This is a genomic window from Trichococcus sp. K1Tr (genome assembly GCF_028309625.1).
Lineage (GTDB): Bacteria > Bacillota > Bacilli > Lactobacillales > Aerococcaceae > Trichococcus.
Genome location: NZ_JAQMHR010000003.1, coordinates 283,226 through 295,343, shown reverse-complemented (window position 1 = coordinate 295,343; position 12,118 = coordinate 283,226). Strand labels below are relative to the sequence as shown.

Below are 12,118 nucleotides of genomic sequence, written 5' to 3'. Positions count from 1 at the left end.
TTCACCTCCTCATTATGCCAATAAACTCAGCCCGCTTGAAGGCTGCTTAGTCATTGGTTTTTGTTTTGTTTCTGTCTTCTCTTTTGATGTTCTTTTTCTGGATTCCTGACGTTCCATTTTCCGATGTCCCGGATCAGCTCCTTCTGAAAAGGAAAAGGCTAAACTTGTGTCAGCAACAACAGTGATGGTTACTGATACTTCAGAAATACTATGTTTGAATGGCTCCATCAATAGTGGCAATTGATCCTCCAATAGCCCCTTCGTTTCGGCATCCTTGACATGCAGGACAGCAGTGATGCTTTCTTTCGTTTTGATCAGTTTTACATGGATATCCCCGATATTATCCGGGGTAAGAAGAATTTTCACGACTGTATTACTTAGCACAGGCGTTTTTTCTATCTGCATTTCGATTGTCTTTTGGATGTCTTCGATATGAGATGCAGTCACTTTTGAAGGCTTGTGTCCAAATACATTCTCTGTGGCTAAATCACGGTTAATCGGTCCTTGATTTAAATGTGATTTGTTTCCGTTAAAATCTGTTGCCTTTGCAGCTGCTTCCGCTTGGTCAACCTTTTCCTCTTCATCAGCAATCGTTTGTCGAATGGTTGTTTTTCTTACTAGCAGTTCAGTGGGTTGCTCAGTGCTCTTACCTTCTGGCTCTGTATCCACCGTTGCTGGACTTTCTGAAAAGTATGTTGAGAATTCATCCGGTTTGCTGATTGCCTCTATAGAAAAAGCATGGTCCGATTGTCTCATTTTATGTTCCCCGGGAATTGTTGCCGTATCTTTCAACAGCTCATCAGCCAGTAAGGAATAACCTGGCTCCAAGCTATTCTCCGATTTCTGTTCTAGGCGGATTTCAGGTCCGGCCAATGAACGTTCTATCTGTTGTCTCTGTAAAGCATAACTGGTCGAATAGAATTCCTTTTCTTCCGATGCCCTTACTCCAATGCTTTCTGTAGTGGTGGCCCGCTCATCCGCTTGTGGTCCAGTTGACTCAGTTACGATGGTGGCCTCTGAAACAGGCAGACTTTTCATGCGTGAACTGTCTTCAATTTGTGAAGTTATTGTACGCGTCTCTACTGCAAGAGCAGAGTTGTTAAGTTTCTCTGTTATCACAAGTTGTTGATCTGCTACACTTACAAGCCACTCTCCCGCTTGATCTGCTTTTTCTTCTGTTGGAAAAGTTCTACCTGCTAACGAAGATTTCCCATCCTGAAGGATTCTGTAGAGAAAGAGATTCATATAGGCCTGTTCCATGGCTTCTTGATCAGTGCTTTCTTCCGGCGCCGCCATTTCCGAGGAGTCGGGTGTTTCTTCTTGCATATCGGGAGTCGGTTCCTTGCCTGTGATCCTACCCGACAGAAGACTGTCAAAAATTAATCCGGCTTCTTTTGTGGTAGGTACTTGAGCCGAACCGGGAAGTTGCGCTGAAATTCCAGAAGATAATCCTGTAATCAATATTTCACCTCCTTTAAATGCCCATCCTATACTATAATCGACTTAAAAGTAGCTTTTTTTATACTGAAGCGTAGCGATTTCGTCAAGCTCTTTTTGTTCTTCACTTTGCAATTGCGCAAGCACCTGCACACTTTCGCGTTCCTTTAACTTTTCCATTATTTTACGGTCTTTATGTGCTTGTATCAACGCTTCTTGAAGCTGATCCATATCACTTTGTGCTTGGTCGATAGCATTCTTTTGAATGATTATTTTTTCGTCGATCAAGCCTTTAAGGTGATGGTTATACCTTAAAGTGCTTATCTCTGTCAGCTTCATTTGGTCGTGTTTCAATTTGGTGTTTTCATTAACAAGATGTGTGAGTTGTAGTTGCTGCTGTTGCATTTTATTTTGGGCATGGAGAACTGATTTCCTGGCGTTTTCTTCTTCTGTAATTCGCCACTCGAGAATTTTTTCCATTGAAAATTGATGTCTTTTCACCTAATCACCTTGATTTCTGATCATTTGAACAAATTTTGTAAAGTAGCCACAATTTCGCTATGAGAATGAGGTTCATCCACACGTTGCTTCAAGAAGTTTTTGATGACGGGCGCAAGTAAAATAGCCCGATCAATTTCAGGGCTACTCCCTTTCCGATAGGCACCTACGTCGATCAAGTCTTTCGCTTCTGCATAAATGGCCATATTCTCTTTCAGCATTCCTGCGGCACGGCTGTGCGATTCCGGAACGATATCTTTCATCAAACGGCTTACGCTGTTTTGGACATCGATTGCCGGATATTGATTCTCCGCAGCAATTTTCCTTGAAAGGATGATATGTCCGTCCAAGATCCCTCGGACCGCATCTGCGATTGGCTCGTTCATGTCATCCCCTTCAACCAATACTGTGTAAAAAGCAGTGATCGAGCCATGCTCGGACATGCCGCTTCTCTCCAATAATTTCGGAAGCACTGTGAACACGGAAGGTGTGTACCCTTTTGATGTCGGTGGTTCCCCTGTAGCCAATCCGATTTCCCTTTGTGCCATGGCGACACGCGTCACGGAGTCCATCATCAAAATTACTTTTTTCCCTTGATCCCTATAGTACTCTGCTATCGCGGTGGCAACATACGCCCCCTTTAGCCGGACCAACGGTGGAGAATCTGAAGTAGCGCAGACAACCACCGATTTACGGTAGCCTTCTTCACCCAAATCCTTTTCGATGAATTCCAACACTTCACGTCCACGCTCTCCGATGAGACCAATCACAATCACGTCCGCCTCGCAGTATCGTGCAATCATCCCTAAAAGGGTACTTTTCCCGACACCACTACCGGCAAAGATCCCAACCCGCTGTCCTTCACCAATTGTAAGCAGCCCGTCGATCGCTTTAATTCCGGTAGGGATAACCTGCTCAATTCTGTTGCGTCTGAATGGATCTGGTGCGCTTCTGTTCACTTTGAAGGGAGCACCATTCAGTTGCTTCGTTTGATCCATCGGTCTTCCCAAACCATCCAGCGTGGTGCCAAGCAGTTCATCACTGACTTCAATCTGAAGTGTCTTTCCGGTTGGACGCACTAAACAACCCGGTCCTATTCCATCGATTTCATCAAGCGGCATCAGCAATACGGTTGCATCCACAAAGCCGACCACTTCACTCAAGACCGTACTTCCGGTCGACCTGATCTGAATCTCGCAAACTTCACCGATAAAGGCATCCAGACCCTCTACTCTGATGATCAGTCCAGTGACTTGACTCACCTTGCCCATCTTCAGATAGAATTTTTTTTTTCGGATTTGTCTATGGTATGTTTCAAAGGGAATTTCAAACATGGCTATTATCTCCCAGAACATTCAGATCTGCGACAATAGCAGCAAGTTGTTTCTTTATCTGCAAATCGATGATGGACCGGCTGCACTCAATGATGCAGCCATTCTTTTCCAACGTGTCATCGCTCAACACGACATAACGTGCAGTAAATTCATCCATTTCGTGCTCGTTGACTTTTATTCTGATCGTTTCAGCATCATCCGGACGCACTGTAATCGTAATGAAGGGCTCGTTTTTTTCCATTCTTTTTAGGATCGGATTGAGCAGAAGCATGATTGATTCATCAGTTCTATCAATAGAATGGTGCACGATTTGTTCTGCCATCTGCGCAGCCAGTTCAATAATTGCCTCTTTATTTTCTTTGTAATAGGTCGATACAAGTGTATCGGTCTCTTTTAATTGATTCAGCAGGCTTCCCCGGATTTTTGACAATGTCTCTAATCCCTCTTGCCGGCCTTTTTCATAGCCAGCAAGAAAACCTTCTTGCATGCCCAACTCTTTCCCTTCGAGCATCCCTTCTTCTTTCGCCTTATGCTTGATGAGGTCTGCTTCTACAACGGCTTGGGCAATGACGCTTTGTCGTTCTTCCTGGGCCTCCAATAACAACTGTCCGATCTGCTCGGCTTGAGCAGCGAAAGGGGTACTGGCATCTGCTTGACGCTTGTCGTTCATCCCCGTTTTTTTGTGAGACAGCAATGACGCTTTTTGGATAACAGATAATTTTGTGTCGATATCTGAAGTAGTTTCATCCGACTTCCATTGATGCGACTTAATGATGTTATGAGATGACGGCATCTTGTTCACCTCTTCTTAAGTAAATTTCTCCAACTTCATCCAGCCTTCTTATGACTGAGACGACCTTCTGTTGCGCTTCTTCTACAGCTGATAAGCGCGCTGGTCCCATAAACTGCAACTCTTCCTGTAGGGTTTCGACTGCCCGACTGGATAGATTTTGGAATATGAACTGCTTGATGTCTTCCGATACGCCTTTGAGAGCCAAGGCCAATTGGTCATTATCCACTTCACGCAGAACTTTTTGAACATCTCCACGTTCCAGGCTGACGATATCTTCAAACGTAAACAGCTTAGCTTTGATTTCATCAGCCAGTTCCGGTTGTTTTTCTTCCAACATCGATATGATGTTCTTCTCCGTGCTCCGTCCAACAGAGTTAAGGATTTCAACCAGCGTATGGACGCCTCCCACTGATTCTGTTTCATTATCCACAAAGCTCGAGAATTTCGTCTCGATCACTTTTTCAATTTTTTCTATTACTGCAGGCGTTGTGCGCGTGATCGTTCCGATTCTTTCCGCAATTTCGGATTGTTTTTCTAAAGAAAACTGGGATAGAATCATCGCCGCTTTGTCGGGCTGCATGTAACAAAGTATCAATGCTACTGTCTGAGGCTGTTCGTGCAGGAGCAAATTCGTCAACTGCTGCGGGTCAGCTTTTCTCGCTATATCAAACGGGCGTTCACGTAATTGGATCTGATTCAGCATATCTATGACTTCTTTTGCTCGCTGCGCACCCAAGGCCATATTCAACAAGTTACGGGCATACTCTACCCCGCCATCTATGACATACTCTCTCGCTTGTGCCATTTCCAAAAACTCTGTAGCGATTTCGTCTACTTCATCTGGATTGACATAATCAATGTTTGCTATCTCATAGCTTATTTTTTGAATGTAACTTTCGGGCAGTTGCCGCATTATTTCTGCAGAGGTTTCTGTTCCTAATGAGATAAGCAAAATTGCTGCCTTCTTGATTCCAGCTATATCGCTCACTTATATAACACCTACTTATCTTTCATCCATATTTTAATCATATCTGCGACCATTTCCGGATTCTCTTTCGCATAAACCTTCACCTTTGCATCCCTCTGGAACTTTGGATTTTGAGTGAAATCAAACAGATCAGCCTCTTGATTGTTTACAGAAGGAGGCTGAGGAATATTTTTTTCCTCAATAATACGTTTTGCATTAGCCATTTCCTCATCAAAAGCGCGGTACTTCTTTTCCTTACTGTTGCGGAAAATGAAAGCGATCAGAGACAAGATCAACAGCCCACCTATGCCCGCCGCAACATACAAACCATATTCTTTCAGGTAATAGGCAAAGGTCGTCTTATCGTCGACAATCACTTCTGCTGCATCTTCCGACGCAATAAATGGAATCCCTTCGATTTCAACCCGATCATTCCGTCCCGCATCAAACCCAATCGTTGCTTTTGTGATATTATCAAGTTGAATCTGTTGTTCATTGCTCAATGTGCCATTGAATATGACAGTCGCGGTTATTCTCGTTATCGTTCCAGGAGCGCTGACTCTGACAGAACTGGTGGTGTTTAATTCATTATTGATGGTCTGTTCATAAGATGACTGTCCTCCATCTTCCTCCGAAATAACAGAATTTATCGCGTTATCGTTTGCTGTAGCCTCGGCTCCATCATTGACATCAATCGTTCCACCAGTGACCGCAACATTTTGACTCCGGATCGCTGCTTCACCATAAAGAATCTCTTCTTGTTGAAATGAGTCAAAATCCATCTCTGCATTTAAAGCAATGGAAAGATTCTCCATTCCATAGATAGGTGCCAACGCTGCCACCAACTTCTGTTGCAGTTGCTGTTCGTAATTCGTGACGATAGCATTGTACCGACTCACCAACTCGGGTGAGTACTCATCTGAACCTGCCATCACTGCATTTCCCAAGACCTTTCCATTTTTGTCTACTATTTTAATGTTGTTGGTCGGTAAATTTTCTACCGCACCGGACACCAAGGAAACGACCCCTTGAATAGTGGCAGCAGGCAGCTGTTGATTCCCTCGCGTCGCAATCACTACGGATGCACTGGCTTCTGGTTGTTCTGTGCCAAAGACGCTTCCTTTTGGAATGGATAAGATGACTTTGGCAGACTCAACGGATTGAAGAGAGGTGATGGCTCGTTCCAATTCACCTGTTACTGCCCGCTGGTACATGATATTGCGGTCCTCGTCCGTCGCCATCATGCTCGTCTCATCAAAAATTTCAAAACCGGTCGAAGTCTCCGGCATCATCCCATCAACAGCCAATTGAATCCGATATTTATCAAGTTGTGTGTCATCGATCAGAATCGTTCTTCCGTTGTCCTCAAGCTTATAAGAGATCTTTTTTGCATCCAGATCATTTACGATCAAACCTGCATCTGCCTCTTCCAACCCTGAAAATAAAGTTGTGTATTCCACGCGTTGGGAATAATAAGAGAGTCCTGAAACAAGCAGAAAGATTGAAAGGAGAGCAGTTATCATCCCTGCTTTCTTTTGAGTGCTGAGACCCCGCCAGCCTTCTTGAATCTCCCCCATCGTGCTCTTCAATTGATTCATGTAGCTTATTCCCCTTGCCTATCATTAAAATTGCATATTTTTGATTTCATTGAATGCTTCCAGACTTTTATTTCTGACCTGTACTGCTAAATCAAGAGCCAACTGCGCTTCAGTAGCCTTGATCATGACATCATGCAAATTCTGGCTGTCACCCATTATCAGACCTTGTGTCGCCAAGTCAGACGCTTGTTGCGTTTCATTAAGCATCGTCATTGATTTGCCAAGCAGATTATCGAAAGAGGCTGCAGCGCTCTGGTCCTGAATGTTAGTCTTTCCACTTAATGAGCTGATTTCAGATGTTAGTATACTGCTAGCGGTACTGCCGCCTAAATTATATATTGGTAAACTGATAGCCATGTGACACTCCATTCACTCATTTATTGATCAATCAGCTGAAATTTGCAGCGCTCGCTTCAGCATATCTTTACTTGCTTCCAATGCAGTAGCATTCGCTTCGTAGGTTCGCATCGTCAACATCATGTCTACCATCTCGTCTGCCATATTCACATTCGGTTTGGTGACATATCCATTCTCATCTGCGTCTATATGTGTCGGGTCATATTCCCGGATGACTGCTGTTTCATCGGAATCGATCGCAGTCGGGCGCACCCCGAAGCTCTTTTCTGTCGAACCGTTAAGTCCGGGATTCGTTGTCCTTTTTATGCTCTCCTCGAAAGAAACCGTCTTCTTCAAATACGGTCCGCCTTCCTCCGTTCGAGTCGTATTGACATTCGCTATGTTCGTAGATATGACATCCAACTTCAATCGTTCCAAACTAAGACCGCTTGAGTTGATGTGCAGAGAATCAAAAATGGACATTTGTTCGTTTAACCCCTTTCATTTTCTAACTGGATATTGCAGTATTAAGGAGTCCATACTTTGCATTCAATTGCGTCACAAGCGCGTTGTAGTACAGACTATTTTGGGCTTGATTCGCCATCTCCATATCAATATCTACGTTGTTGCCATTTTCTTTAACCGCAGTATCTGTCCTTTTTGTCACAAGCGGATCGATTTTAGATAGATCATCGAAGCCAATATGCAAGTCGTTCGTTTGTTTCATGGACAGACTTTGATTTGCCTGAACTAAAAGCGATTCAAATTGCACCTGTCCCACTTTATAATTATCTGTATTTACATTCGATATATTGCTCGAAATAACCTCTTGCCGTGTAGAAGCAGCATTTAATGCATTTCTAAGCAGATTGTAATTTATGTCATTCATTCAGCGCCCCCACCTCACGTATCATTTCGTTCACACTTTATTCACATTCATTACATCAATCTTATTCATTATACACCACTTTACAAATATTTAAACATCGTAATTTTATTCAATCCATTCTTCGTAAATTTTTTTGATAACCAACGATTTAATACTATTATCGATGCAAAGTACGAAGGTGTAGAAAAACAACCCTCAGAGAATAGCAATTCCAATATATTGTTTCTTCACTTTGGAACTTACCGCTTTCAAAGTACCTTACTTTTCGTATTTTAATTGAAGCATCTGTAGGTTATGGCAGAAAATTGATCTAACTTTCGATCCCATTTTTGGCCCTGCCCATATATTTCCCAAATACCAGTGGGAATACATAATAAACCTCAATCTGACATGATTAAGTCATCACAACACGACCATATCAGATTGGGGGTTCTATCAATGGCTACACAACATGATAAAAAGGTGAAGTTCAACTCTAAAATGACGGTTTCAAATACAGACGGAAATTTATTTAGCGACTCTGGACCGATTCTCGTCAAAAACTTTGCGGACTCCCCTAATTATTATGACCTAGATTTGTCAGAGCAGTGCGTTGATATTGTATTTTATGAACCCAATAAAAAAACAGTCTTAATTATAGCCAGATATTTTCAAAAAACGGCAATCAACATCCTTACGGGGCAGCAATTCTTTCTCTAAAGAAATATATTATTTGTTAATTAAATTATAAAGAAGAAAAATATAATCTAATTCAATTAGTCGTATAATACTAAGAAGACAATAAGGCGGAAACAACATACCCTTCTGCAGCTTGCCAATCTCGAGTAGGATAATAACCTTCCATTCATGTCACTGCCTCACATACACTCTTGGAAATTCGTGCAGTAGGAACTCGCTTTATTGCGCAAGATTGTTCATTTCCATGCTGTACGCACAAAAAAATAGAGTATGCGCGGGGCATCCTCTATTGCAATTTTTTTATTAAACTTCAATCCACGATGCTCTCAAATCTTGCATAATGAGGCAACACTTTTTCACTTGCTCCGCATCTTTATCGATGTTCGCTTTTATCAACGCTGCTTGAAGATGTCCATAAATTGCATCAAGTTCTTCAGCGATTGCTGCACCGTCTTCAAAATTCAAGGTTCCCTTTAGTTCCATAACGATGTTCTGGGCCTTGATCAGATTGATATGCGCATTTTCCATTTTCTTGTCCAGGATCGCTCGTTCCGCCAAATTCATGAATTTGATGCAGCCATCATAAAGCAGGACGATCAATTTCTTTGGCGTTGCAGTCATGACTTGGTTCTGAAGATAAACATTCTGCTTATTTCTGTTATACATTTTTCTCTCCCATTCACATGCCTCTATCAACAAAAACCGGCGTTTTCTTCAAGTATAAATAGCTTTCGATGATGCGGCTTTTTTGATTCACTTGTTTTGCTTGCTGAAGCAGTTCTTCTTTATTATTCCTTAAAGTATACAGCACTAATTTCTGTTTTTGAATAACCTTGATGAGCAAATCATTTTCTGATTTTGAAAATGGGCTCATGCCTTCGATACTATCGAATCTTTGGAGAGCAGCGGTATGCTCTTGGTTTTTTTCGATTATTTTGATTCCCTGCATCGCTGTGCCATCCCATGAATCAAATAATTGCTTCATTTCAAGTAAAATATCCAATCTTTCCTTAGCGAAATCTGCATCCTGCATCTTTCACGACACCCTCTCTCCTCCGTGATCATTAGTCATTGGAACTCGTTAGCTGGCTTGATAAGTAAGACATCTGCGACTCCGCTTGCATCATCGCCGTGTCCAAAGCCGTAAACATCTTGACGTAGCGTGCCCGCTGCGCTGCCATGCGTTCATTGAATGCTTCTATCTTCTTGGCGATGTCGTCCATTGCTTTATCATAGGTCTTGTTTTTGGCAGTGATCATCCCGTCTTTGGAATCGACAAAGCTGTTTACCACAATCTGAAGCTTTTCGGCCAAGCCGACTTTCTTCTTATCGGTGGTCCCGTCAACCGTAATGCTTCTGCTGAAGAACGAAGCGACACGTTCAGGTTCCTTGGTGATGACTTCCTTCAGTTTGGTTTCGTCGATGCTGGCTTTGCCGTAGCGATCGACCGAAATGCCTAGCGATCCGATAAAATCATATTTTTGTACTTCGTTCGGGTTGGAAGGATCTACTTTTTGGATTTCCACTCCGCCCGTCAGCATTTGTCTCAGGTTGGATTGCAGACGCAGCAATGTGCTGTCTCCGCTGAGCGCTCCCGACACATTGGTCTCGGAAGATGGATTGCCGACCGACAGTTTTTCCGTGATGAAGCTCACAGTCGAGTTGTATTGCTCGATGAAATCTTTCACAACCTTCAGGGTATTGTCTGTGTCATCGGCAACCGATACGGACACTGAGGAGCCCGCTGTAGTTGCTTTCAGATTGAGCGTCATCCCTTCGATCGCATCGGCGATCGTGTTGCTGTTGCGCTCAAGCGTGATCGTATTGTTGACGGTAACTCTGGCCGAAGTGCCGGTAACCAGGGTGGCTTGTGCGCCACCGGTCGCGGCGGGGTTCAGGGCTAATTTATCAGCCAAATCGGTCGCACTGGTAGCGGAAATCGTCCGGTCGCCCATCTGCGCATCAGTAAGCGATAAGCGGCCATCGATGATGGTGGCGGATATGCCACTGTCTTTCGTTGTTGCGTTGATTTTTGTGATTATGTCCTTCAATGTATCCGTGCTTGCAACAGTGATGTCCGCTTGTTTCAATGTCGTTGGACTACTTGAACCGATTTCGCTCGTGTCCTGACTCGCCAGCGTGAAGGTGCCCTCGAAACCTAAGGCTGTGGTGGTTGTTTGGTCGGTCGTCAGGATTTGTCCGGAAGTCAATCGAGAGGCGCTTGCCAACCTTTCTACGGTGATTTCATAATTACCGGAAACGGCATTTGTTGCGGCAGTCACCGCGAGTTTCGTTTCATCGGAACTCGTAGTTTTTTTTGAAAAGAAACTTTTTGGATCCATCAAAGCATCCATTTTTGTGTTCAGGTTCGTTAATCTTGTTTGGATGTCCGACCAGGCTGTTTTTTCTTTGGTTAAGGATTCTTTTTGGTTATTGTATTGGGTCAGTTTACCGGATTGCGCGGCAATCAAGGAATCGATTGTTTCAGAAGTGATTCCTGAATAGGAACCCAAAAAATTGATACTGTTGGATACACTCATTTTTTCACTCCGTTCTATACTGAGAGCATGGTCTTATTAGTGAAGCTGGCTGGTGCCGCTATACGACATGATAGTATTTTTATGCTTATAAAGCAATCAAAGGCCAGCCATATGGCCGGCCTTTGATCGGAAATGATTATTGTAGCAAAGAAAGAACTGATTGTGGCATTTGGTTCGCTTGCGCCAACATCGAAGTTGCAGCTTGCGCCAAAATGTTTGATTTCGTGAATGAAGTCATTTCTTCAGCCATGTCAACGTCAACGATACGAGAGTTTGCTTCAGACAGATTTTCTTTAGTAGTGGAAAGGTTGTTGATTGTGTGATCCAAGCGGTTTTGGTTCGCACCCAAACTCGCTCTTTGAGTTGACACTTTTTCAATTGCACCATCAATAGTACCTATAATTGTATCAAAACCAGCAGCGTCAGTAGGCACTGTAACATCTACTTTACCAGCAAGGTCAAGTCCTGCTGCCGCAGTTGACATATCAGAAATTGTAACAGAAATATTTTGATCCGCATTTGCACCAATCTGGAATGAAAATACTTTACCTGTAGCACCACCATTTAAAAGACTTTTTGTATTGAATTGTGTATCTGTTGCAATGCGTTCAATTTCTGAAGTTAGAGAAGTAATTTCAGTTTGAATTGCAGAGCGATCCTTATCCGTATTAGTATCGTTTGCTGCTTGCACTGTAAGATCTCGCATACGGTTTAGGATGCTGTGTGTTTCTGTTAGTCCGCCTTCAGCTGTTTGGATTAAAGAAATACCATCTTGTGCATTGCGTGTTGCTTGCGTCAAGCCGCTGATTTGGTTCTTCATTTTTTCCGAGATAGAAAGTCCAGCAGCGTCGTCCCCTGCTTTGTTGATACGCAAGCCTGAAGATAGTTTTGCTAATGAACCTGCTTTTGAAGAGTTTGCTGCTGTCAAGTTTGAATATGTATTCATTGCTGCTGTATTTGTTCCGATTCTCATGTGTATTTCCTCCTAGTGTGTTTTCGTTTTGTTAAGGCCTTGCCTATATATATGTAATCGGAGCGGGTCTGAAAT

Annotated in this window: 14 protein-coding genes; 1 reads left to right on the top strand and 13 read right to left on the bottom strand. The window is 43.1% G+C overall.

The window, feature by feature from the left end; all coding sequences use genetic code 11:
• Positions 1-12 precede the first annotated feature (12 nt).
• Genes PH235_RS07815 through flgB form a run of 9 tightly spaced genes read right to left on the bottom strand, consistent with a single transcriptional unit; the run spans position 13 to position 7,852 of the window.
• Complete coding sequence (locus PH235_RS07815) at positions 13-1,461, bottom strand: hypothetical protein (RefSeq protein WP_272161802.1); 1,449 nt, start codon at positions 1,459-1,461, stop codon at positions 13-15.
• Positions 1,462-1,503: 42 nt separating this feature from the next.
• The gene (gene fliJ / locus PH235_RS07810) at positions 1,504-1,938 is read right to left on the bottom strand and encodes a flagellar export protein FliJ (RefSeq protein ID WP_272161801.1); all 435 of its coding nucleotides are present in this window, start codon (positions 1,936-1,938) and stop codon (positions 1,504-1,506) included.
• Between the two features lie 20 nt (positions 1,939-1,958).
• The gene (gene fliI, locus PH235_RS07805; RefSeq protein ID WP_272161800.1) at positions 1,959-3,269 is read right to left on the bottom strand and encodes a flagellar protein export ATPase FliI; all 1,311 of its coding nucleotides are present in this window, start codon (positions 3,267-3,269) and stop codon (positions 1,959-1,961) included.
• On the bottom strand, positions 3,262-4,062 hold the full coding sequence (locus PH235_RS07800) for a FliH/SctL family protein (RefSeq protein WP_272161799.1): 801 nt from the start codon (positions 4,060-4,062) through the stop codon (positions 3,262-3,264). Before PH235_RS07800 ends, fliI begins: the two co-directional genes overlap by 8 nt.
• Positions 4,046-5,050: a flagellar motor switch protein FliG gene (fliG, locus tag PH235_RS07795; RefSeq protein ID WP_272161798.1), complete on the bottom strand. Its 1,005-nt coding sequence runs from the start codon at positions 5,048-5,050 to the stop codon at positions 4,046-4,048. Before fliG ends, PH235_RS07800 begins: the two co-directional genes overlap by 17 nt.
• An 11-nt stretch (positions 5,051-5,061) precedes the next feature.
• Positions 5,062-6,627, bottom strand: a complete 1,566-nt coding sequence (fliF, locus tag PH235_RS07790) for a flagellar basal-body MS-ring/collar protein FliF (protein ID WP_272161797.1) — start codon at positions 6,625-6,627, stop codon at positions 5,062-5,064.
• A gap of 24 nt (positions 6,628-6,651) precedes the next feature.
• Positions 6,652-6,984 carry a flagellar hook-basal body complex protein FliE gene (gene fliE, locus PH235_RS07785; protein ID WP_272161796.1) on the bottom strand — a complete coding sequence of 111 codons (333 nt, stop codon included), beginning with the start codon at positions 6,982-6,984 and terminating at the stop codon, positions 6,652-6,654.
• A 27-nt stretch (positions 6,985-7,011) separates the two neighbouring features.
• On the bottom strand, positions 7,012-7,446 hold the full coding sequence (flgC, locus tag PH235_RS07780) for a flagellar basal body rod protein FlgC (RefSeq protein WP_272161795.1): 435 nt from the start codon (positions 7,444-7,446) through the stop codon (positions 7,012-7,014).
• 25 nt (positions 7,447-7,471) lie between these two features.
• The gene (flgB, locus tag PH235_RS07775; protein WP_272161794.1) at positions 7,472-7,852 is read right to left on the bottom strand and encodes a flagellar basal body rod protein FlgB; all 381 of its coding nucleotides are present in this window, start codon (positions 7,850-7,852) and stop codon (positions 7,472-7,474) included.
• Positions 7,853-8,290: 438 nt separating this feature from the next.
• On the opposite strand from flgB, the gene PH235_RS07770 reads away from it, so the two are divergent.
• A complete protein-coding gene (locus PH235_RS07770; protein WP_272161793.1) occupies positions 8,291-8,551 on the top strand; it encodes a hypothetical protein in 261 nt (86 codons plus the stop codon).
• A 282-nt stretch (positions 8,552-8,833) separates the two neighbouring features.
• Here the strand turns inward: PH235_RS07770 and fliS are convergent, their stop codons facing one another.
• From fliS to PH235_RS07750, 4 genes are all read right to left on the bottom strand, one after another.
• Complete coding sequence (gene fliS / locus PH235_RS07765; RefSeq protein ID WP_272161792.1) at positions 8,834-9,196, bottom strand: flagellar export chaperone FliS; 363 nt, start codon at positions 9,194-9,196, stop codon at positions 8,834-8,836.
• A gap of 13 nt (positions 9,197-9,209) precedes the next feature.
• Positions 9,210-9,533: a hypothetical protein gene (locus PH235_RS07760; RefSeq protein WP_272161791.1), complete on the bottom strand. Its 324-nt coding sequence runs from the start codon at positions 9,531-9,533 to the stop codon at positions 9,210-9,212.
• A 61-nt stretch (positions 9,534-9,594) separates the two neighbouring features.
• Complete coding sequence (gene fliD / locus PH235_RS07755; protein WP_272161790.1) at positions 9,595-11,070, bottom strand: flagellar filament capping protein FliD; 1,476 nt, start codon at positions 11,068-11,070, stop codon at positions 9,595-9,597.
• A gap of 136 nt (positions 11,071-11,206) precedes the next feature.
• Positions 11,207-12,043, bottom strand: coding sequence for a flagellin N-terminal helical domain-containing protein (locus tag PH235_RS07750; RefSeq protein WP_272161789.1), 837 nt, complete (start codon positions 12,041-12,043; stop codon positions 11,207-11,209).
• Between the last annotated feature and the right edge of the window lie 75 nt (positions 12,044-12,118).